The organism is Mesorhizobium sp. WSM4849 (assembly GCF_055811385.1).
Genome location: NZ_JBVVPW010000014.1, coordinates 151,387 through 172,659, shown reverse-complemented (window position 1 = coordinate 172,659; position 21,273 = coordinate 151,387). Strand labels below are relative to the sequence as shown.

Genomic DNA, 21,273 nt, shown 5'->3' with positions numbered 1-21,273 from the left:
TCCGCGACAGGGTTCTTCGCGGGCGAGGTATCACGGCCTTTCCGGAGTGCGCAAGTGATGAACGGAGTTCAGGCCGTCGGTGAAGCTGCCGATCTCCCCCCTTGCGGGGGAGATGCCTGGCAGGGCAGAGGGGGTGCTGTCCGGGTGCTGTCCCTCCGACTTACATCGCGACCAAGCCCTCAAGCAGATTCCGGTTGGGGATGGATGAAATCGGAAGCCGGCGATCCTTCCCACCCCCCTCTGTCCTGCCGGACATCTCCCCCGCAAGGGGGGAGATCGGATGTCGCTGCGGCCTTCGCCAACTACCAACGGTGCCGACATCGATGTTTCGACTTGCTAGACCAGACGCCATACTGGCGAGAAGCTGGCGTCGATAAGGCACCTGCGCTATAGGCTGCGCCTTACCTTATCCAGGGCCCGCCCATGTCCTTCATTCCCGACACCACCACGCTGATCCAGTTCGCCATAGCTACCGTGATCCTGGCGATCACGCCGGGGCCCGACATGACGCTGTTCGTGTCGCGCACGCTGAGCCATGGCCGCGCCACCGGCTTTGCCTCGATGGCGGGCGCGCTGTGCGGCACACTGATCCACACCACCCTGGTCGTGGTCGGCATCTCGGCGCTGATCGTCGCCTCGCCGATGTCCTTCCTGGCCCTGAAGATATTCGGCGCCGGCTATCTCGTTTTCCTCGCCTGGCAGGCGATCACCAAGGGGTCGGCGTTTTCGCCGGAGAAGAAGACCGGGCCTGAGATTTCGCTGTTCCGCGCTTGGGCGGCGGGGCTCGGTGTCAATCTGCTCAACCCGAAGATCATCCTGTTCTTCATGACCTTCCTGCCGCAGTTCGTCTCGGCGCATGATCCGAACGCGCCCGGAAAGCTGTTCTTCCTCGGCGCGATGTTCGTCGTTCTGTCGATCCCGGTGACGGCGCCGATGGTTTTTGCAGCAGAAAAATTCTCGGCGGCGATGAAGACCAGCCCGCGGGTGACGCGCGTCGTCGACTATCTGTTCGCCGGGGTGTTTTCGGCCTTCGCGCTTAAGATCCTGACCGCCCAGGCGAAGTAGGCGCGGACCTTCCGGCTTGACGCCAGCTCCCGGCCGAGCGCCCGGCGCTCAACCAATAGAAAATGCCGCCGACCATACCGCAGCCGATCACGGCACCGACGACGCGCGGATCGGTGATCTCGAAATTGGTATCGGCGGTCTGGTAGGCGAAGCCGAGGAAGACCGCCGCGACCACCGCGCCCGCCAACGCATAGAACAGCCAGTCGCGCCTACCGAGGATTTCCGAGACGAGAATGGCGATGGCTGCCGGCATGAAGGCGAAATAGGCGACGAACTGCGCAACGAATGGAATTGAAAACCACAGCGAGGCCTGCGCTGCCGGCTGCGTCTCGTCCGTCATCAGCCCAAGAGAGGCCAGGAACATGATGTTGAGGAAGGCGCTTGCCCCCAGCGAGGCGAAGCCATAGCCGACCAGGATGACGGCGAAGCGGATGAGATAGGCGACGAGACGGTTCATCGGGAGGCGCTTTCCCATCGATCGTCGAGAGAACGTCTGACAACGGACCAATAAGCATAGCCGCCGGAGAATCCACCTAGCAGACATGGCAGCAAAATAGGGGCGAGTTCCAATGGACGCATTTGTAGGTAGACGATGTCAAGAATCAGCAGTGCGAGAATGGGCATTCAGGGTGCCGGCGCACGCATATGGCAACCATGCGACCCAGCCTGCTCGATGCGCGACGAACAGCGTCAACAGAAAACCGGGCAGCGCCATCGGAAAGGTGGCCATGAGGCCAAACTGGTAAACATCTCCGACATGGCGACTGTAGGCGTAAAAAGACTCCCAGGCGCGTACATTCGCCGGGATGGTCGGGAGCAGCATGGCAAATACGGTGGTGGCAACTGCGATCAGAACGGCGGCATTATAGCCAAGGAATGCGAAAGCGATGCGGCCCCAAGGCAAATCGCGGTTCACGCCTCGCCGTGTCCCGCGATCATCATCGCTTCCAGCGCCAGCCGGTCGACCTTGCGCATGCGCTCGGACTCCGACTTGAGCTGGCCGCAGGCGGCAAGGATGTCGCGGCCGCGCGGCGTGCGGATCGGCGAGGCATAGCCGGCATTGTTGATGTAGTCGGCGAATTTCTCGATCGTCTCCCAGTCGGAGCACTGGTAGTTGGTGCCCGGCCACGGGTTGAACGGGATCAGATTGATCTTGGCCGGAATGCCCTTGAGCAGCTTGATCAGCCCCTTGGCGTCCTCGATCGAATCGTTGACGTCCTTCAGCATCACGTATTCGAAGGTGATGCGGCGGGCGTTCGACAGGCCAGGATAGGCGCGGCAGGCGGCGATCAGCTCTTTCAGCGGATACTTCTTGTTGATCGGCACCAAAAGGTCGCGCAAATCGTCATTGGTGGCGTGCAGCGAGATCGCCAGCATGACGCCGATCTCCTCGCCGGTGCGGAAGATCTCCGGCACGACGCCGGAAGTCGACAGCGTGATGCGTCTCTTCGACAGGGAAAGCCCGTCGCCGTCGGACGCGATCAGCAGCGCCTTCTTCACCGCCTCGAAATTGTAGAGCGGCTCGCCCATGCCCATCATGACGATGTTGGACACTTTCCGGCCCTCGGCCGGAACGATGGCGCCATCGGGCGTGTCGCGGTCGGGGAAATCGCCGAGCCGGTCGCGGGCGGTCAGAAGCTGGGCGAGGATTTCCTCTGCGGTCAGGTTACGCACCAGCTTCTGCGTGCCGGTGTGGCAGAAGGAGCAGGTCAGCGTGCAGCCGACCTGTGACGAGATGCAGAGCGTCCCGCGGCCTTCTTCGGGAATGTAGACGGTCTCGATCTCGACCGGCCGGCCGGCGCCGCGCGGCGGAAAGCGAAACAGCCATTTGCGCGTGCCGTCGGAGGAAATCTGCTCCTCGACGATCTCGGGTCTGGCGACGCTGAAATGCTTGTCGAGCTCGGCGCGCAAATCCTTGGAGACGTTGAACATGCCGGCAAAGTCGGAGACGCCGCGCACATACATCCAGTGCCAGAGCTGCTGGGCGCGCATCTTGGCCTGGCGCTCCGGCACGATGCCTGATGCAACCAGGGCAGCGCCAAGCTCGGCCCGGGTCAGGCCGATCAGCGACGGTTTTTCGGCCGGCGTGGCGCGGGCGCGCAACGCGTCACGGGCGCCTTCGGCGGTGAGGTCGAATGAAAGGGTCATTGTTGCGCCAATATAAGCGATTTGCGGCCGATTACAGCATCGTGCTGGAAATGAAGCGCGGCGCATAGCACAGGTTGACGGCGGAGTCATGGGTGGCGGCTGTGCAAGGCTCGCCGCAATGTGCCGGCCGGCGGCGTTTTAAAAAGCAAAAGCCGGGCTTGCGGCCCGGCCTTACTCAAACTCCGCTCTATGGCTATTTGCACTTGGCGATGGACGACAGCGCCGCCGAAATGCCTTTCAGCGAAAAGACGTAGGTGGTGGTGTTGCCGCGGCCGGACTTCGCCTGCACCTTCATGTCGCTGCCGGTTTTCATCGCGGCGATCAGCACCGGCTCCTCGGCGGCGTTCTCGACCCAGGCCGACTTGCCGCGGGTGAACATCGAAAAGCTCTTGCCGTCGATGGTGACGGTGGCCTTGGAGTTTTCCTGGAAATTGTAGCCGGCGATGAATTGCGGCTCGTAGGACACCTGCTGTCCCGGCCGCTGGCTGACGAAGAAGAACATGTCGCCATGGTCAAGCGTCGGCGGCTGCTTGTCGGTCGGCACGGTCAACACATAGCAAACCTTACCGCCCGACGCCTGGTAGCTGTAGGTGCCCCAGGCATTGTGCTGGCCGATCTTGGTCGCCGACTGCGCCAGAGCCGGCGCTGTCATGGCCACCAGTGCCAGGCTCGAAATTGTAGCAATCAATCCGCGCATCGCTTTTCCCATATATGGTGCGGAGGCAGGCCGGCTCGGCGTCCTGCCCGTCGCTTCATTTTGATTTAATCTGGGTTACCAAACGGTGAATTTCCCTTGGGAAAAGGACATCCACCCCAGGAAACCGCCGCCATCCTTGCGCCCGTCGCTCTAAAAGCGGCAGTTGCAACGTCCCTTGCGCGACTTGGAGGCCACGAAAGCGGCAAGAGTTTGACTTTTCTGCCCTATCGCCGGCTCAGCTGTTGTCGGCAATCGCCTGCTTGGCGGCGAGCCGATGCGCTGATGTGATGTGGGCTTTGACGGTGGTGATCGCGGCGGTCAGCACCGCGATGTCGTCGGTAAAGCCCAGTCCGAAGACGAAGTCGGGGATGACGTCCGTCGGCAGCACGAAATAGCCGAGCGCCGCCACTAGGATGCCCTTGGCGCGCAGTGGCGTGTTCTTGTCCATGGCGCAGTAGTAGGCGGCGACCAGCTCTTCCATGAACGGGATCTGCCGGGCAGCCCTCTTGGCCGTGCGCCAGAATTTCTCGCGCACTTCGCTCTCCTCGCCCGGCTTGCCGCTAAAGCCGAAGAAATCAAAACCTGATTTTTGCGCCATCAGTCTCTCCTAAGGAGACTACGCATGTCGTTCCACGCGCGCCTGCCAGCGGAAAATGTGGTGAAAGCAGTGCCCCACTACAAGATGCCAATGTCTCGACGCAGCGATTCTGACAGCTTGGAAAGGACCGGCAGCGAACGTCGAAGGGAACCAGCGAGTTCAACCGCCGAAATAGCGGTCCATCGTCTTGGCCAGTTCAAAATCGAGCGTCGTCAGGCCGCCGGCATCATGGGTGTTCAGCGTCACGTTCACGGTCTTGTAGACATTCGACCAGTCGGGGTGATGGTCCATCTTCTCCGCCGCCAGGGCGACACGGGTCATGAAGGCGAAGGCTTCGGAAAAACTCCTGAAGGTGAAGGTGCGAGCGATCGAGCCGCCGTCCCTGGCCAGCGACCAGCCGTCGAGCCCGGCCAGCGCCTCCGCGACCGCCTCCTTGCTCAGTTTCTCTCTCGTCATAGTCGTTTCCCGTGCTATCTGGATTCGCAGTCTTCAGCATAGTGCCGGATCGATGAGCGCAAAGCCGATAAAATCCATTCTTTTCGTCTGTCTCGGCAATATCTGCCGCTCACCGTTGGCGGAGGGCGTGTTGCGCGTCGTCCTGGCGGAGCGCGGTCTCGATCGGGATATCCTGCTTGATTCGGCCGGAACCAGCGACTGGGAAGCCGGTTCGGCGCCCGACCCGCGCTCGATGTCGATCGCAGAGCGGCACGGCATCGATATTTCCAGACAGCGGGCGCGCAAGCTGACGCAAGACGATTTTTCGCGTTTCGACCTCATTCTCGCCATGGACCGATCGAATCTCCGGGATCTGAAAACGCTGGTGCCTGCCGCCATGCGCGACCGTGTCCATCTGTTCCTGGAGTTCGCGGAGGGAAAGGTGAGCGACGTGCCGGACCCCTATCACGAGGGGCCGGAGGCGTTTGCCTTGGTCTACCGCATGATCCGCGAGGCGTCGGAGGCGCTGGCGACGCGGCTCGAGGCACGGCTGTCGGCACCCGACAGCGGCCAGGCCTCCTCGACGACGTAGGGTCCGCCGCCGACCGAATCGCGCGACGACATCAGGACGAAGCGACCGACACGGAAGGGCAGCGTCGAAAAATTACCGCGTGCCGAAAGGTACTGGGCGACGTCAAGCGGGCTCGAATTGCGCAGCCTTGCCAAGGTCACATGCGGCATGAACTTGCGCGGATCGGCGGGGATGCCGAGGCGCTGGCAGATGCGCTCGATCTCGCCTTGCAGTGCCGAAAGATCGGGCGAGGCGGAAACGCCGGCCCACACCGCATGCGGTTTCTTCTGGCCAAAGGCGCCGACGCCGGACAGCGTCAGCGGGAAGGACGGGCGGTGGACACGGTCGAGCGCGTTGGCGATCTCGTCGGCGACATGGCCCTCGACATCGCCGATGAAGCGCAGCGTCAAGTGGTAGTTCTCGACGTCGATCCAGCGAGCCCCGGGCAGGCCGCCCCGGAGCAGGGACAGCGAAAGGGCGGCGTCACGCGGAATTTCGAGGGCGGTGAAAAGACGTGGCATGGGAAGCCTCCTGTCCTCGAATCGAACTCTTGTCGCTAGCGAATCATTGATAATCGAACGGGGCAAGCGGTTTATTGGTCGCAGCCCTGCCTAAAGTTCAAATCGTCCCGGCGGAACGCGTAGCCAGTCCTTCAAGAGTTGTCCTGAACCATGGCAATGACCTTTTCGACATCCGGCAAAATGCGCTCGACCATAAGGTCGACGCCTTGCGCATTCGGGTGCAGACCGTCGAGTTGCAAAGCCGGCTCGCCGGCGACGCCGTCGAGAAAGAACGGATAGAGCGGGACGCCGTATTTTTCCGCCAGTTTCGGAAAGATCGCGTCAAAGCCGTTCTGGTAGTCGGCGCCGAGATTGGGTGCGGCGCGCATGCCGGCCAGCAGCACGGCGATCTTGCGCTGCTTCAGCTTCGCCAGCATGGCGTCGAGATTCTTTTGCGTGATGGCGGGAGAAACGCCGCGCAGCATGTCGTTGGCGCCGAGCTCGAGGATGACAAGCTGCGTGCCGTCCGGCACCGACCAGTCGAGCCGCGACAGGCCGCCACTCGACGTGTCGCCAGAGACGCCGGCATTGGCGACCGTCACATCGTGGCCCTTGGCGCGAAGTGCTGCCTCAAGTTTTTGGGTGAAGCCTTCGTCCGGTCCGAGGCCAAAGCCCGCCATCAGACTGTCGCCGAAACCGACGATCTTGAAGGGCTCGGCGCGCGCCGACGAAATGGCGCCGCAAAATCCGAGGAAAAGGATCAAGGCTGCGGCAAGAGTGTGTTTGAAAGCCATGCGGCAGGCCCCATATGACCGAGAACATTATACCAGCGGATTCTGGCCACCCCTTTCCCATATAGGACGATTTTATTTTGACAGAAACCGTCATCGCGCTGAAAAATGTATCGCTGACGCTCGGCGAAGGCGCGTCTTCCGTCCAAGTGCTGAAAGGCGTCAGCCTCGATGTGGCCGATGGCGAGGCGACCGGCATCGTCGGGCCGTCGGGCTCGGGAAAGTCGACGCTGCTGATGGTTTTGGCCGGGTTGGAAAGGGTCGATTCGGGTACGGTACGAATTGCCGGAGAATTGCTGAACGGCAGGAGCGAAGACCAGATCGCATCGTTTCGGGGGCGAAACATTGGCATCGTCTTCCAGTCCTTCCACCTCATCCCCAATATGACGGCGCTCGAAAATGTCGCAGTGCCGCTGGAACTTGCCGGCCATGCCGATCCGTTCGGGGTGGCGGCGCGGGAGCTGGAGGCGGTGGGCTTGAGTGACCGCATCACCCACTATCCCGGCGAATTGTCCGGCGGCGAACAGCAGCGTGTGGCGATCGCCCGGGCGCTGGCGCCTTCGCCGCGCATCCTGATCGCCGACGAGCCGACCGGCAATCTCGACCAGACCACGGGACGGCAGGTCGCCGATCTTCTGTTCGCCAAGGCTGCCGAGCGCGGCATGACGCTGGTGCTGGTCACCCACGATCCGGCGCTTGCCGCACGCTGCTCCCGGCAGGTATCGATGCGGTCGGGCCGGATCGAGGGCGCGCCATTGCTTAAAGTGACGGCGTAGCGCAAATGGCTGACAAGATCCCCTCATCCGGCCCTTCGGGCCACCTTCTCCCCGGCGGGGAGAAGAGGCGGGCGCCGGCGTTGGCGACCTCTTCTCCGCTCGGGGAGAAGGTGGACGCCCACGGGTCTTGCCTTCGGCAAGCCCGAGGACAGGCTCCGCGGCCGGATGAAGCGGCCACTTGGGCGCGCACCTTTTCACTCGCCTTCCGCTTTTCGCTGCGCGAGATGCGCGGTGGGCTGTCCGGCTTCCTGATCTTCCTTGCCTGCATCGCGCTCGGCGTCGCGGCGATCGGCGGCGTCAATTCGGTGGCCCGGGCGATTACCGCCGGTGTCGCCAACGAGGGCCAGTCGCTGCTCGGCGGCGATCTTCGTTTCCAGCTCAATCAGCGCGCCGCGACGCAAGCCGAGCACGTCTTTCTTGACGGGCTGGGCACGGTCTCGCACAGCGCCAACATGCGTTCGATGGCTCGGCTCGAGGACGGTTCCGATCAGGCGCTGGTCGAGGCCAAGGCGGTCGATGGAGCCTATCCGCTCTATGGCGCGCTGGAGACCGAGCCGGCGCTGTCGAAGCAGGAATTGTTCGGCGAAGAATCCGGTGTTTTCGGCGCTGCAGCACCCGACCTTTTGTTCGAGCGGCTGAACCTTGGGGTCGGCGACCGGCTGAAGCTGGGCAGCGCCACCTTCGAACTGCGCGCCAGGCTCGTCAACGAACCGGACGCGGTGTCCGACGGCTTCGGCTTTGCGCCGCGGCTGATGATCTCGACGGACGGGCTTGCCGCTTCCGGTTTGATCCAGCCCGGCAGCCTGGTCGAGAACGCCTACAAGGTCCGCCTGCCCGGCGGCACCGGCGAGGCGGGCATAAAAGCCATTCAGGATCAGGCGGCGGAGGATTTTCCCGAGTCCGGCTGGTCGATCCGCACGCGCAGCAACGCAGCACCGGCGTTGTCCTCCAACATCGAACGGTTTTCGCAGTTCCTGACACTGGTCGGGCTGACGGCGCTGGTGGTCGGCGGCGTCGGCGTCGCCAATGCGGTGCGCGCCTATCTCGACGGCAAGCGCGGCGTCATCGCCACCTTCAAGAGCCTGGGGGCTTCGGGCGGTTTCGTCTTTACCGTCTATCTGGTGCAGATCCTGATGATCGCCGGGCTCGGCATCACGGTCGGCCTTGTGCTTGGCGCGCTGATGCCGTTTGCGGCGAGCGCGGTACTCCTGTCGGTCATTCCGGTGCCGGCGGAAGGTGGGTTCTATCCCGGCGCACTCGGCATGGCGGCGCTGTTCGGGCTGCTGGTGACGCTGGCTTTCGCCTTGCTGCCGCTCGGCCGTGCGCGCGACGTGCCGGCGACGGCGCTGTTTCGCGAGATGGGTTTTGAGGGCCGCGGTTTTCCGCGCCCGCTCTACACGGCGGCGGCGCTCGGCATCGCGCTGCTCCTGGCGGCGCTGGCCATTCTGTTTTCCGGCGACCGCTATATCGCCTCGATCTTCGTCGGCGCCACCATTTTTGCTTTCCTGGTGCTACGCATCGTCGGCGCGCTGGTGCAGTGGGCCGCCAAAAAGAGCCCGCGCGTTGGCTCGACGGTGCTCAGGCTCGCCATCGGCAACATCCATCGGCCAGGTGCCTTGACGCCGTCGGTGGTGCTGTCGCTGGGGCTGGGATTGACGCTTCTGGTGACGCTGGCGCTGATCGACGGCAATCTCAGGCGGCAGATTTCCGGCAGCCTGCCGGAACGGGCGCCGAACTTCTTCTTCGTCGACATCCAGAGCAGCGACGTCGACGCGTTCTCTGCCCTGGTCGGCAGGCAAGCGCCGAAGGGCACGCTGGTCAAGGTGCCGATGCTGCGCGGCCGGGTGATGGCGCTGAACGGCGTCGACGTCGACAAGGCTAGGGTTGCGCCGGAAGGGGCCTGGGTGCTGCGCGGCGATCGCGGGCTGACCTACGAGGCCAGTATTCCCGCGAATGCGACGCTGACCGAAGGCTCCTGGTGGCCGGACAACTATGCCGGCGAGCCGCTGGTGTCATTTTCGGCCGAGGAAGGCGCAGAGATCGGGCTGAAGCTCGGCGACACCATCACCGTCAACGTGCTTGGCCGCAACGTGACGGCGAAGATCGCCAATTTCCGCCAGGTCGAATGGGAGACGATGGGCATCAATTTCGTCATGGTGTTCTCGCCCAGCACGTTTGCCGGCGCGCCGCATAGCTGGCTGGCGACGCTGACCGACAAGGGCGCGTCGCCGGCCGACGATGCCCGTCTTCTCAACGCCGTCACCCGTGCCTTTCCGGCGGTGACGACAGTCAGGGTCAAGGACGCGCTCGACATCGTCAACCGGCTGGTGGCGCAACTCGGCACTGCGATCAGGGCCGCGGCCGGCGTGGCGCTGATCGCCTCGGTGCTGGTGCTGGCCGGCGCGCTGGCCGCCGGCAACCGCGCCCGCATCCACGATGCAGTGGTGCTGAAGACGCTGGGCGCTACCAGGAAGACGCTGATCGCGGCCTTTTCGCTGGAATACATGCTGATCGGCCTCGCCACCGCGATCTTCGCGCTGGCGGCAGGCGGGATTGCGGCGTGGTTCGTTGTCGCGCGCGTCATGACGCTGCCGTCGCATTTCATGCCCGATGTGGCGGTGGCAACCATCATCTTTGCGCTGGTGGTCACGGTCGGCATTGGCCTCGCCGGCACCTGGCGGGTGCTGGGCCACAAGGCGGCGCCGGTGCTGCGCAATCTCTGATCGGCAGGCATCTGCAGGCTCAACGCGACCAGGATTCGGTTAAATCTTGTTAATGTTGGGCTTCGGAAGGCCGATAAATCCGGATTTTCGTGTCTTCACGAAGCATTACGCCCGGTTACGGTCTTGTTCTTGGCGCCAATAACCATCATATTTCGCCGCAGGCATGCTGGAGCCCCGCCAGCGGCGCCGCGGTCCAAATGGGCCGGACACCGGACGGGGCAGAAGCAATATGAGGATTTCCATGGCTGAACCCGTTCGCAATTATCAGACGCGTGCCGTGCCCGGCGCCGGCGTCGATGCTGCTATCGACCAGGGCCTGCGCGCCTATATGATCAAGGTCTACAATCTGATGGGGCTTGGCCTCCTCATCACCGGCCTCGCCGCGGTCGGAACGATCATGCTGGCCACCACCACTGATCCGGCTTCGGCGGTCGCCACGCTGCCGAATGGCGACATGCTGACCTCCTTCGGCTACGCGATCTTTGGTTCGCCGCTGAAATGGCTGGTGATCTTTGCCCCGCTGGCAGCGGTGATGTTCCTGTCGTTCCGTGTCCAGTCGATGAGCGTTTCGGCCGCGCAGACGACGTTCTGGGTCTATGCCGGCCTCGTCGGCCTGTCTCTGTCGTCGATCTTCCTGGTCTACACCACCGCCAGTATCTCGCAGACCTTCTTCGCCACCGCCGCCGCCTTTGGCGGACTGTCGCTCTACGGCTACACGACCAAGCGCGACCTTTCCGCGTTCGGTTCGTTCCTGGTCATGGGCCTGGTTGGTCTGATCATCGCGATGGTGATCAACATCTTCCTGCAGTCGTCGGCGCTTTCCTTCGCCGTTTCGGCGATCGGCGTGCTGATCTTCGCGGGTCTCACCGCCTACGACACGCAGAACATCAAGGAGATGTATTTCGAGGGCGATGAGACTGATGTCGCCGGCCGCAAGGCGATCATGGGCGCTCTGAGGCTCTATCTCGACTTCATCAACTTGTTCATGTTCCTGCTGCAGTTCATGGGCGACCGCCGATAGAGCCGGGTCCATCCCGATAAAGTCGGGATGGAGCTCTATCTTTTTGTTTGACCATGATCTTTTCCGAAAACCGGTTCCCACTTTTCGGGATCATGGTTTAAGGCAAGTCCCTGGACCAGTGAGTTTGGAAAGGGCGGCCCAACGGCCGCCCTTTTCTTCTGCCCCGGTCTTTGATGAAATGGCCGGCAGATGATTGACGTGCATAAATTATGAGCAGCATCACAATACGCGCCGCGACTTCGGCCGATCTCGATCGGATCACGGATATCTATGCCGACGCGGTGACCCATGGCACGGCGAGCTACGAGCTGGAACCACCTGATCGCGCCGAGATGGGCCAACGCTTCGATAGTCTGATGGCGGGTGGCTTTCCCTATCTGGTGGCGGAAAAAGACGGCATTGTGCTCGGCTATGCGTATGCCGGCGCCTTCCGGCCGCGGCCTGCGTACCGTTTTGTCGTCGAGGACTCCGTCTATGTCGCGCCCGAGGCCAAGGGCCATGGCATCGGGCTCAAACTAATGCAAGGGCTGATCGAGGCGGCCAAGGCGGCGGGCTTCCGCCAGATCATCGCGGTAATCGGCGACGGTCGGCCGGACAGTGCCTCGGTGCGGCTGCATGAAAAGCTCGGCTTTCGTCATTCGGGCCGCCTGGAAGGCTCCGGCTACAAGCACGGACGCTGGCTCGACACGGTGTTCATGCAACTGCCGATCAATGACGGAGCTCTGGTTCCGCCCGATCCCAACTCGTTGCCGGAACGGAGATTCCGCCAGCAGCAATAAGTAGTTAGGCCTCGACCAGCTTCAGCGTGCGGTCGAAAACGCCGAGCACGCGGCCAAGTTCCTGGCCGCGCTTGAGAATGCGGCCGCCGGCGGCAATGACGGCGAATGCGCCTTGCCGGCGCGCCAGCTTCGGATCCTTGACGATCTGGAACAGCGGCACCTCGCTGGTGCGACGGAAGACGGAAAAGACGGCGCGGTCGGTGAGTTGGTCGATGGCGTAGTCGCGCCATTCATTGGCGGCGACCATGCGCCCGTAAAGCCTCAGGATCTGGTCCAATTCACGCCGGTCGAACCGCACCGGCTGGTCGAGGCGTTCGTGTCTTGCCTCATGCAGCGGGATCAGTATTGCGGATGCGTCCCCATCCTCCGTCCCGCTGCCGTGATCAGTCATGCCTCGATCCCTTCGAATGAATCTCACGCCAACCAAAGTTGGCGCTTTCGCCGTGGAATTGCAAGCCCAGCCGAACAAGGCGGCGCCGCACCGTTTCCCCGGTGTCCAGTCACGTTTATAAAACGCCCGTTGGAATTGGTGATGCTTCGCCACAATTCGGCCTTCTTTTATCCGCGCTAATGCCCCAATGTCCGACGAATTTACGGGTGTTGCCTGAGACGGTTCGGTCCGGCACTGGCTCGTAAACCCCAAGCCCCCCGCCCACGGGTCTGCGTCGGATCGAACCAACCTCGGTTTTTCCTTGGGAAAAATCGGGTGCGACGATCCCAAAACCTAAATGACCGGCGTCAGAAGCAAGCTGACGTCGGTTTTTTAATGTCCGGGTGATGCGCGCGGCCTTCCCTTCTCCGCTTGTGGGAGAAGGTGCCCTCGCCCACGGGTCTTGCCTTCGGCAAGCCCGAGGACAGGCTCCGCGAGGTCGGATGAGGGGTGTTCCAGCTTGGCAATTTGCTTGAAATCGCCGCCGCCTCATTCCTTCCAGCACCCCCTCATCCGTCTCGACGCTGCGCGCCGATCCACACCCGGGGCGAGTCGCGGGCCTCGCCCGCCCTTTGGGCCCCACAAGGGGAGAAGGAGAGGTCCCCGCTCAAGGCTTGTGGATCAAGGCGGCGCCGAGGATGGGACCCGGCATGCCGTCCTTGCCCACCGATTGCAGCAGCACGGCGCAGCCGCCTTTCTTGGTAATCACGCTCATCGGCAATTCGTAGCGCTGCGCCTTGCCGTGCCACATGCCGGCGGTCTGGATGCCGGAGACGGCGTTCCAGTAAGTCATGCTGCGGCCGGTGTTTTCGCCCTTGCCGATCTTGATCGTCTGCGGCGGGTCGAAATAGACGATGACGACATGGGCATCGCTGGGGCCGGTCCCGGCATCGCCGGCGTCGATGATGACGCGGTCGCTGGTCCGGCTGACCTTGATGCTGACCCGCATGCCTTCGCCGGATCTTTCCATGCGGGCGAGCGCGCCGTCGACTTCCTTGCGGCGGGCGCCGTTGACATGGCTGCGGCCATTGATGACGGCCTGCGGCGTATAGACCGAGCGGCTGCCGAAGGCGCGCATATACTCATATTGCCGCTCGGTGTTCTCCTTGCGGCTCAGCGTGTCCTTCCAACCGAGATAATCCCAGTAGTCGACATGATAGGCGAGCGCGACGATGTTCTCCTTGGTGGCAAGCTCGGCGAAGAATTCATCGGCCGGCAGGCAGGAACTGCAACCCTGGCTGGTGAAGAGCTCGACCACGCCCAAAGGTTTGTCAGCCTGGGGCTTGTCGGCCTCGCCGGCAAGCGCATTGCCGGCAAGTCCAGCGCCGGCAAACACCGAGAGGGCCAGCGCCAATGCCGCAAGCCGCAATGGTCTTCGAGGTGTCATAGCCGTTTCGACTCCCGCCGGTGATGGCCGGCTTTATTCTGATTGGCGAAATATGTGGCAGAAGCGGCAGTCAACGGGAAGTCACGTTGCGGTGAAATTTTACCGCTGTAACCAACTGCAAGGGCGCAATAGGACGGGCTACACTTCAGGGTAGATACCGATTCGGGCGACAATCAGCATGTGGCAAACTCTCCTGACGCCGGTCGACCTGTACTGCGAGCGGGTCGGGCCGGGGCTCTGGGCCGAGCCGGTCAACGCACTGACCAATCTGGCTTTTCTTGTCGCCGGGCTGTGGGGTGTCCGGGAGGTGCGCCGGCGTGGCACCGGCATCTTCGCCGAAGTGCTGGCCTGGTGGGTGGTGGCGATCGGCATCGGCTCGGCGCTGTTCCACACCTTTGCCAACCATGGCACGGTCTGGGCCGACGTGCTGCCGATCGCCGGGTTCACGCTGGCCTACACGCTCTTCAACCTGCGCCGGTTCCTCGGCATGAAATGGGGCAAGACGGTCGCCATCTTCGTCGCCTTCTATGCCGTCACCGGGTTGTTGACCTGGGCCGTGCCGCACTGGCTGCGCCAGGCATCGAACGGCACGACCGGCTATCTGCCGCCCTTCCTGGCGCTCGCCTTCTTCGGCGTCATAGTGGCGGCGAGCGGCAACCGCGCCGGCTGGTACAATCTGGCGGGCTCGGCGATCTTCGTCGTGTCGGTCATCTTCAGGATTATCGATCCGCTGGTCTGCGGCAGCTTCCCGCTCGGCACGCATTTCCTGTGGCACATCCTCAATGGGCTGATGCTCGGCGTGCTGCTGGCGGCGGCGGCGCGTTTCGGTAGGGGAATAGGGGAATAGGGGAATAGGTATTGTCTTCCCTACTCCCTTACTGCCCTACTCCCGTACTCCCCTCTCTATGCTGCCAGGTCGCGCAGCACATATTGCAGGATGCCGCCGTTCTTGAAGTAGTCGAGCTCGTCCAGCGTATCGATGCGACATATGATCGGAATGTTCTTCACCGTGCCGTCGCCATAGGTGATTTTCGCGACCATCTTCTGGCGCGGCTTGATGGCGCTCAGTCCGTCGATCTCGACCAGTTCGTCGCCCTTGAGGTTGAGCGAGGCCCATGAGGTGCCCTGCTCGAAGACGAAGGGGATGACCCCCATGCCGACCAGGTTCGAGCGGTGGATGCGCTCGAATGACTGAGCGATGACGGCGCGAACACCCAACAGCTTGGTGCCCTTGGCCGCCCAGTCGCGCGACGAGCCGTTGCCGTATTCGACACCGGCGAAGATGACCAGCGGCACGCCTTCCTTCTTGTACTCCATGGCGGCGTCGTAGATCGATCTCTCTTCCTTCGACGGATAGTGGATGGTGTAGCCGCCTTCGCGACCGTTCTCGCCCAGCATGTGGTTGCGGATGCGGATGTTGGCGAAAGTGCCGCGCATCATCACCTCGTGATTGCCGCGCCGCGTGCCGTACTGGTTGAAGTCGGCGACGCCGACGCCATGGTCGGTAAGATACTTGCCGGCCGGCGAGGCCGCCTTGATCGAGCCGGCCGGAGAGATATGGTCGGTCGTGATCTTGTCGCCGAACAGGCCGAGCACGCGGGCGCCTTTGATGTCGCTGATTGTGCCGAAGCCTGATGTCATGCCGGCGAAGTAGGGCGGGTTCTGCACATAGGTCGAATGGTCGTCCCAGGCGTAGGTCTGGCCTTCCGGCGCCTTGACGTTCTGCCAGTATTCGTCGCCCTTGAAGACGTCGGCATATTTGCGGGCGAACAGTTCGCGCGTCACGTTCTTCTCGATGAACTCCTGGATCTCGACCGAACTCGGCCAGATGTCCCGGAGGTAGACCGGGTTGCCGTCACGGTCCTCGCCGAGCGGCTCGGTGGTCAGATCCTTGGTCACGGTCCCGGCCAGCGCGTGGGCGACGACCAGCGGCGGCGAAGCGAGGTAGTTCGCCTGCACGTCGGGCGAGACGCGGCCTTCGAAATTGCGGTTGCCGGACAAGACCGCGGCAGCGATCAAACCTTTATCGTTGATGGTCTTGGAGATCGGCGCCGGCAACGGGCCGGAATTGCCGATGCAGGTGGTGCAGCCGAAGCCGACCAGGTTGAAGCCGATCTGGTCGAGTTCCTTCTGCAGGCCGGACTTCTCCAGATATTCGGCGACGACCTGGCTGCCCGGCGCCAGCGATGTCTTGACCCATGGCTTCTGCTTGAGCCCGAGCCGGTTGGCGTTGCGCGCCAGCAGCCCGGCGCCGATCAGCACGCTCGGGTTCGAGGTGTTGGTGCAGGAGGTGATGGCGGCGATCACGACATCGCCATGGCCGAGATCATAGTTGGTGCCTTCGACGGCGTAGCGCTTCTCGATTTCGGCGGCCTTCCGGTATTCGGTCTCCATCGCCTTGGCGAAGCCGGCCGGAATGTCTTCCAGCGCGACCCGGCCTTCCGGACGCTTGGGGCCGGCCATCGATGGCACGACATCGCCGAGATCGAGCTCGAGCAGGTCGGTGAAGACCGGGTCGGCCGAGCCGGTATCGCGCCACATGCCTTGCGCCTTGGCGTATGCCTCGACCAGCGCGATGCGGTTTTCCTCGCGGCCGGACATGGTGAGGTAGCGTATGGTTTCGCCGTCGACGGGGAAGAAGCCGCAGGTGGCGCCATATTCGGGCGCCATGTTGCCGATGGTGGCGCGGTCGGCCAGCGTCATGTTGGACAGACCCGGACCGAAGAACTCGACGAACTTGCCGACGACGCCCTTCTTGCGCAGCATCTGGGTGACGGTGAGCACGAGATCGGTGGCGGTGACGCCTTCCCTCAGTCTGCCGGTGAGGCGGAAGCCGATGACTTCCGGCAACAGCATGGAGACGGGCTGGCCGAGCATCGCGGCCTCGGCCTCGATGCCGCCGACGCCCCAGCCGAGCACGCCAAGGCCGTTGATCATGGTGGTGTGCGAATCGGTGCCGACGCAGGTGTCGGGATAGGCGGTGGTTTCGCCGCCTTCAGTGTTGGTCCACACGACCTGGCCGAGATATTCGAGATTGACCTGGTGGCAGATGCCGGTGCCGGGCGGCACGACGCGGAAATTGCGGAAGGCCTGCTGGCCCCATTTCAGGAACTTGTAGCGCTCCTCGTTGCGCTCGTATTCAAGCTCGACATTCCGGGCGAAAGCCAGCGGCGTCCCGAACTCATCGACGATGACCGAGTGGTCGATGACCAGGTCGACCGGCACCAGCGGATTGATCTTTTGCGGGTCGCCGCCGAGCGATGCCATGGCGTCGCGCATCGCGGCCAGGTCAACCACGGCCGGAACGCCGGTAAAATCCTGCATCAGCACACGGGCCGGGCGATAGGCAATCTCGACGCCGGCGGTGCCCCTGTCGGTCAGCCAGCCGGCGACCGCCTGGATGCTCTCCTTGGTGACGGAACGGCCGTCTTCGTTGCGCAGCAGGTTCTCCAGCAGCACCTTCATCGAATAGGGCAACTGGCCGATGCCGGTGAGGCCGTTCTTCTCGGCCTCGACGAGGTCGTAATAGACATAGTCGGCGCCGCCTGCGGTCAGCGTGCGGCGGCAATTGAAACTATCGAGGGATTTTGACACGTGCGATCCGTCCTTGTCAGTTCAGCCTGAAAGGGAACGGACGCCGATGGCATGCAATCACGCGCAAAGGTGCGGGTACGGCCATTTCCGCTGTCCGTTCCCAGCCAACCCGAGCCGTTCAAGGCGGCGCGTGCGCTGGTTCGGCGCTAATTTGCTTCCCGTGCCGACCGCTGGCACGGATGACCCGGATATAGAGAATTTCCTGGAATAGTTCTAGACAGTCGGACGGCTATTTTGTGCGATGCGGCAGCTGCCGTGGCGCGGTGTTTTCGGGACGGGCAAGGAATGCGGCTGATCGCCGAAAATCTGGGCGGCGAACGCGGCGGCGAGACGATTTTTTCCGGCATCGGTTTTGCCCTGGAAAAAGGCCAGGCGCTGATCGTCACCGGGCCGAACGGCGCGGGGAAATCGACGCTGCTCAGGGTAGTTGCCGGGCTGCTGCCGGTGGCGGCAGGCCGTTTGCTTCTCGAAGGTGGCGCTGAGGATTTTCCGTCGGTAGCCTCGGCCTGCCATTATCTCGGCCACCAGAACGCGATGAAGACGGCGCTGAGCGTGGCGGAAAATCTGCGCTTCTGGCGCGATTTTTTGGGCGCGGATTTTTTGAGCGCTGAACAGGCGCTGGAAACGGTCGGGCTTGATGGTATCGGCCATCTGCCGTTCGGCTATCTCTCCGCCGGGCAACGGCGCCGCGCGGCGATCGCAAAATTGCTGGTCAGCCGGCGACCGCTGTGGCTGCTCGACGAGCCGACGGCCGGGCTGGACAAGGCTTCGGAAGAGCGATTCGCCGTGCTGATGCGGAAGCATCTTGAAGACGGGGGGATCGTTGTGGCGGCCACGCATCTGCCGCTGGGGCTTGGGGGGGCGCAAGAATTGAGGATGACCGGTTGATGTCGGCGTTCCCGCCCACCCCCCTCTGTCCTGCCGGACATCTCCCCCGCAAGGGGGGAGATTGGCAGCTCGGGCGCCCCATTTATCCTTGCAACGTTGGCAATTGGCGAAGGCCGGGCCGACGGCCAATCTCCCCCCAAGTGGGGGAGATGTCCGGCAGGATAGAGGGGGGCGCGAAGGAACGCCACATTTCGCCTTGCCACCAACAAGGGACCGCATCGTAATGTGGTCCCTGTTCCTGCGCGATATCCGCCTGAGTATCCGGGCCGGTGGCGGGGCGCTGACCGGCGTGATCTTCTTTCTCGCGGTGATCGCCACGATCCCCTTCGGCGTCGGACCGGACCTCAATCTGCTCTCCCGAATCGGCCCGGCGATCCTGTGGATCGGCGCGTTGCTCGCTTGCCTGCTCGGTCTCGACCGATTGTTCCAGGCCGACCGGGAGGACGGCTCGCTCGATCTGCTGGTGCTCGGCGACTACCGGCAGATGCTGGCGCTGACCGTGCTGACGAAATGCCTGGCGCATTGGGCGGGAAGCGTGCTGCCGCTGGTCATCGCGGCACCCTTGCTGGGCCTGTTCATGAACATGGAGCCGATCGGCATCGGCGCCACGGCGCTGACCCTCCTGGTCGGCACGCCGGCAATCACCTTCATCGGCGCTGCCGGCGCGGCGGTGGCGGTGGCGCTGCCGCGCGGCGGGCTGCTGATCTCGGTGCTGGTGCTGCCGCTGACCATTCCGGTGCTGATCTTCGGCGTCTCGGCAAGCTATGGCGCGGTGGCCAACCCCGATCCGTTCCTGCAGCCTTTCCTCATTCTCGCCGCGCTGACCTTGTTTCTTGCCGTGCTGGGGCCGGTTGCGGCAGCGCTGGCGCTACGTCATGGGGCGGACTAAATTAGACGGCCGCCTGACGTCAAAGGCTGCGGCGCTGCCGTCGATTGCGAAGCCGATGGCGCAAGGTTAAGGGAAGGCATGTTCGAACGAAGCGGAATGGTCCGGTTGAAAGTTTTTGCGCCGGCGGAGCTACCCATATGAGCGTACACGCCCTTTATGTGACCGCTGCCTATGCCATCACGGCCGTGGTGCTGGCCGGGCTGATCGGCTGGATCCTGTTCGACCAGCGTGCACGCAAGAGGGACCTCGCCGAGCTGGAAGCATCCGGCGTGCGGCGGCGCTCCGACAAGGCGGGGAAATCATGAGCATGGAGACGGAAACGCCGGCGCGCGGGCGGCGCCTGATCGTGCTGTTGCCGTTGCTGATTTTCCTCGGGCTGGCGGGGCTGTTCCTGACGCAGCTGTTGTCCGGTCGCGACACTTCGGAAGTGCCATCGGCGCTGATCGGCCTGCCGGCGCCGCAGACCAATCTACCGGCGCTGGAGGGCATGAATTTGCCGGGGCTCGATTCCAAGCAGTTCGCCGGCAAGGTCACGCTGGTCAACGTCTTCGCGTCGTGGTGCGGGCCATGCCGCGACGAACATCCGGTGCTGCTGGCGTTGTCGCAGGACAAGCGCTTCGTCATCGCCGCGCTCAACTACAAGGACCAGCCGGAAAACGCCCGCCGGTTCCTCGGCGATCTCGGCAACCCGTTCCAGGCGATCGGCGTCGACGCGGCGGGGCGCGCCGCAATCGACTGGGGCGTCTACGGCGTGCCGGAAACCTTCGTCGTCGGCAAGGACGGCAAGATCGCCTACAAACATGTCGGCCCGCTGACGCCAGGCTCGGCACAGACGCTGCTTTTGCCGGAGATCGAGAAGGCGCTGGCAGCGCCCGGCTGAGACACCGGAAACGCGATGGACGAACGAGACATCCGCGATCATCTTCTGGCTCAGGCGAAAGCCTGCGATGGACTTGGCTCGCCCTTCACCGCGAATTTATGCCGTGCGCTGGCCAAGGTTCTCGACGCAAACTCCAGGGCTGGGCAGGCGGTGCTCGGCTGGCCGGGCGACGCGCGCGCCGACGGCCTCGCATTGCGGCTCTGCGGCGCGCTGCATGGGTTGGTCCTGACGGGTGCCAGTGAGCAGCTGGCACTGATCTATCCGCCCAACCAGACAAGCGAATCCGAGATCGCGGCGGTGCTGCCGGAGGCAATTGCGCGGTCCGACGATCAGATCATCGCCGGCCTCGCCGGCGCGCCGCAGACCAATGAAATCGCCCGGTCGGCGATGCTGCTGCCTGGATTTCTGACGGTGGCGCGGGAAACCGGCCTGCCGCTGGATCTGTGCGAGATCGGCGCCAGCGCCGGGCTCAATCTCCTGTTCGACAGCTTTCACTACCGCTACGGCGATGCCGAGTGGGGAGACCCGGCCTCCCCCGTGCGGTTGGCACCGGAGGTGCGCGGCCTCGCTGTGCCGCTTGGTGGAGCGCTCGACGTCCGCCATCGCGCCGGCTGCGACATCGCGCCGATCGATGTCGCCGACGCAGCGGCGCGCTTACGGCTTCGGTCTTATGTCTGGGCCGATCAGGCAGCGCGGCTGGCCCGGCTCGACGCCGCGCTGTCACTTGCCGAAAAGTTTCCACCGCTGCTTGTCAAAGCGGACGCGGCGGATTTTATCGAGAAGGCACTGGCCACGCGGCAGCCGGGCGGCACCTTCGTGCTCTATCATTCGACCATGTGGCAATACCTGCCGCGGGCGACCAAGGATGCCATCACCGCCACCCTGGAGCAGGCGGGCAGACAGGCCACGGCCGCTGCGCCTATCGCAAGGCTGAGGATGGAGCCGCGCGATCCCACAAAGCCATGGGCGGTACTCAGCCTCACTCTATGGCCCGGCCGCGAGACACGCCGCCTGGCCCATTGCGATTACCACGGCCGCTGGATCGAATGGATCGGCTAAGCCGATCAAACAGTTCTGGTTGCGCATGATCTCGTCCGAAAA

23 protein-coding genes are annotated in these 21,273 nt (G+C 63.5%); 12 read left to right on the top strand and 11 right to left on the bottom strand.

All coding sequences use genetic code 11. The annotated features are described in order from the left end of the window. Positions 1 to 423 precede the first annotated feature (423 nt). On the top strand, positions 424 to 1,065 hold the full coding sequence (locus AC0L3L_RS18150; RefSeq protein ID WP_473638604.1) for a LysE family translocator: 642 nt from the start codon (positions 424 to 426) through the stop codon (positions 1,063 to 1,065). Here AC0L3L_RS18150 and AC0L3L_RS18145 read toward each other — a convergent pair. The 6 genes from AC0L3L_RS18145 to AC0L3L_RS18120 form a co-directional block, all read right to left on the bottom strand. Next, on the bottom strand, positions 1,037 to 1,522 hold the full coding sequence (locus AC0L3L_RS18145) for a hypothetical protein (RefSeq protein WP_473638603.1): 486 nt from the start codon (positions 1,520 to 1,522) through the stop codon (positions 1,037 to 1,039). The two genes, AC0L3L_RS18150 and AC0L3L_RS18145, sit on opposite strands and share 29 nt — an antisense overlap. 138 nt (positions 1,523 to 1,660) lie before the next feature. After that, a complete protein-coding gene (locus AC0L3L_RS18140; protein WP_473638602.1) occupies positions 1,661 to 1,981 on the bottom strand; it encodes a hypothetical protein in 321 nt (106 codons plus the stop codon). Continuing rightward, positions 1,978 to 3,213: a dual-specificity RNA methyltransferase RlmN gene (gene rlmN / locus AC0L3L_RS18135; protein WP_473638601.1), complete on the bottom strand. Its 1,236-nt coding sequence runs from the start codon at positions 3,211 to 3,213 to the stop codon at positions 1,978 to 1,980. The genes AC0L3L_RS18140 and rlmN overlap by 4 nt, the downstream gene beginning before the upstream one ends. A gap of 193 nt (positions 3,214 to 3,406) precedes the next feature. Further along, complete coding sequence (locus tag AC0L3L_RS18130; RefSeq protein ID WP_023803328.1) at positions 3,407 to 3,910, bottom strand: invasion associated locus B family protein; 504 nt, start codon at positions 3,908 to 3,910, stop codon at positions 3,407 to 3,409. A 235-nt stretch (positions 3,911 to 4,145) separates the two neighbouring features. Further along, positions 4,146 to 4,508 (bottom strand): YkvA family protein, encoded by a 363-nt coding sequence (locus AC0L3L_RS18125; RefSeq protein ID WP_123148767.1) that lies wholly within the window; start codon positions 4,506 to 4,508, stop codon positions 4,146 to 4,148. 159 nt (positions 4,509 to 4,667) lie between these two features. After that, positions 4,668 to 4,964 carry a 4a-hydroxytetrahydrobiopterin dehydratase gene (locus AC0L3L_RS18120; RefSeq protein ID WP_473638600.1) on the bottom strand — a complete coding sequence of 99 codons (297 nt, stop codon included), beginning with the start codon at positions 4,962 to 4,964 and terminating at the stop codon, positions 4,668 to 4,670. A 52-nt stretch (positions 4,965 to 5,016) separates the two neighbouring features. On the opposite strand from AC0L3L_RS18120, the gene AC0L3L_RS18115 reads away from it, so the two are divergent. After that, positions 5,017 to 5,535: a low molecular weight protein-tyrosine-phosphatase gene (locus AC0L3L_RS18115; RefSeq protein ID WP_473638599.1), complete on the top strand. Its 519-nt coding sequence runs from the start codon at positions 5,017 to 5,019 to the stop codon at positions 5,533 to 5,535. Here AC0L3L_RS18115 and thpR read toward each other — a convergent pair. Together thpR and AC0L3L_RS18105 are read right to left on the bottom strand one after the other, a co-directional pair. Then, complete coding sequence (gene thpR, locus AC0L3L_RS18110; protein ID WP_123148770.1) at positions 5,439 to 6,035, bottom strand: RNA 2',3'-cyclic phosphodiesterase; 597 nt, start codon at positions 6,033 to 6,035, stop codon at positions 5,439 to 5,441. The genes AC0L3L_RS18115 and thpR overlap by 97 nt on opposite strands. 131 nt (positions 6,036 to 6,166) lie before the next feature. Then, positions 6,167 to 6,808 (bottom strand): arylesterase, encoded by a 642-nt coding sequence (locus tag AC0L3L_RS18105; protein ID WP_473638597.1) that lies wholly within the window; start codon positions 6,806 to 6,808, stop codon positions 6,167 to 6,169. 77 nt (positions 6,809 to 6,885) lie between these two features. Here AC0L3L_RS18105 and AC0L3L_RS18100 point away from each other — a divergent pair, with 77 nt between their 5' ends. The 4 genes from AC0L3L_RS18100 to AC0L3L_RS18085 all read left to right on the top strand — a co-directional run bounded on the left by AC0L3L_RS18100 (position 6,886) and on the right by AC0L3L_RS18085 (position 12,104). Beyond that, a complete protein-coding gene (locus AC0L3L_RS18100; protein WP_473548856.1) occupies positions 6,886 to 7,581 on the top strand; it encodes an ABC transporter ATP-binding protein in 696 nt (231 codons plus the stop codon). 224 nt (positions 7,582 to 7,805) lie between these two features. After that, a complete protein-coding gene (locus tag AC0L3L_RS18095) occupies positions 7,806 to 10,304 on the top strand; it encodes an ABC transporter permease (RefSeq protein ID WP_473638623.1) in 2,499 nt (832 codons plus the stop codon). 241 nt (positions 10,305 to 10,545) lie between these two features. Then, the gene (locus AC0L3L_RS18090; protein ID WP_095495795.1) at positions 10,546 to 11,325 is read left to right on the top strand and encodes a Bax inhibitor-1/YccA family protein; all 780 of its coding nucleotides are present in this window, start codon (positions 10,546 to 10,548) and stop codon (positions 11,323 to 11,325) included. 209 nt (positions 11,326 to 11,534) lie between these two features. After that, complete coding sequence (locus tag AC0L3L_RS18085; protein WP_123148774.1) at positions 11,535 to 12,104, top strand: GNAT family N-acetyltransferase; 570 nt, start codon at positions 11,535 to 11,537, stop codon at positions 12,102 to 12,104. Positions 12,105 to 12,108: 4 nt separating this feature from the next. Here the strand turns inward: AC0L3L_RS18085 and AC0L3L_RS18080 are convergent, their stop codons facing one another. Next, positions 12,109 to 12,495, bottom strand: coding sequence for a DUF2794 domain-containing protein (locus AC0L3L_RS18080; protein ID WP_473485960.1), 387 nt, complete (start codon positions 12,493 to 12,495; stop codon positions 12,109 to 12,111). Between the two features lie 646 nt (positions 12,496 to 13,141). Further along, complete coding sequence (locus AC0L3L_RS18075; RefSeq protein WP_473485959.1) at positions 13,142 to 13,921, bottom strand: DUF1223 domain-containing protein; 780 nt, start codon at positions 13,919 to 13,921, stop codon at positions 13,142 to 13,144. A 178-nt stretch (positions 13,922 to 14,099) separates the two neighbouring features. Here AC0L3L_RS18075 and AC0L3L_RS18070 point away from each other — a divergent pair, with 178 nt between their 5' ends. Next, positions 14,100 to 14,768, top strand: a complete 669-nt coding sequence (locus AC0L3L_RS18070; RefSeq protein WP_473638596.1) for a ceramidase domain-containing protein — start codon at positions 14,100 to 14,102, stop codon at positions 14,766 to 14,768. 56 nt (positions 14,769 to 14,824) lie between these two features. Here the strand turns inward: AC0L3L_RS18070 and acnA are convergent, their stop codons facing one another. Further along, a complete protein-coding gene (gene acnA / locus AC0L3L_RS18065; RefSeq protein ID WP_473638595.1) occupies positions 14,825 to 17,515 on the bottom strand; it encodes an aconitate hydratase AcnA in 2,691 nt (896 codons plus the stop codon). Positions 17,516 to 17,800: 285 nt separating this feature from the next. Between acnA and ccmA the strand changes: the two genes are divergently transcribed. The 5 genes from ccmA to AC0L3L_RS18040 all read left to right on the top strand — a co-directional run bounded on the left by ccmA (position 17,801) and on the right by AC0L3L_RS18040 (position 21,231). Next, positions 17,801 to 18,403, top strand: a complete 603-nt coding sequence (gene ccmA / locus AC0L3L_RS18060; protein WP_473485956.1) for a heme ABC exporter ATP-binding protein CcmA — start codon at positions 17,801 to 17,803, stop codon at positions 18,401 to 18,403. A gap of 223 nt (positions 18,404 to 18,626) precedes the next feature. Continuing rightward, a complete protein-coding gene (ccmB, locus tag AC0L3L_RS18055; protein ID WP_473638594.1) occupies positions 18,627 to 19,292 on the top strand; it encodes a heme exporter protein CcmB in 666 nt (221 codons plus the stop codon). Positions 19,293 to 19,429: 137 nt separating this feature from the next. Next, positions 19,430 to 19,597, top strand: a complete 168-nt coding sequence (gene ccmD / locus AC0L3L_RS18050) for a heme exporter protein CcmD (protein WP_029349414.1) — start codon at positions 19,430 to 19,432, stop codon at positions 19,595 to 19,597. Continuing rightward, positions 19,594 to 20,172 (top strand): DsbE family thiol:disulfide interchange protein, encoded by a 579-nt coding sequence (locus AC0L3L_RS18045; protein ID WP_473638593.1) that lies wholly within the window; start codon positions 19,594 to 19,596, stop codon positions 20,170 to 20,172. Before ccmD ends, AC0L3L_RS18045 begins: the two co-directional genes overlap by 4 nt. 15 nt (positions 20,173 to 20,187) lie before the next feature. Then, complete coding sequence (locus AC0L3L_RS18040) at positions 20,188 to 21,231, top strand: DUF2332 domain-containing protein (RefSeq protein WP_473638592.1); 1,044 nt, start codon at positions 20,188 to 20,190, stop codon at positions 21,229 to 21,231. Positions 21,232 to 21,273: the final 42 nt, after the last annotated feature.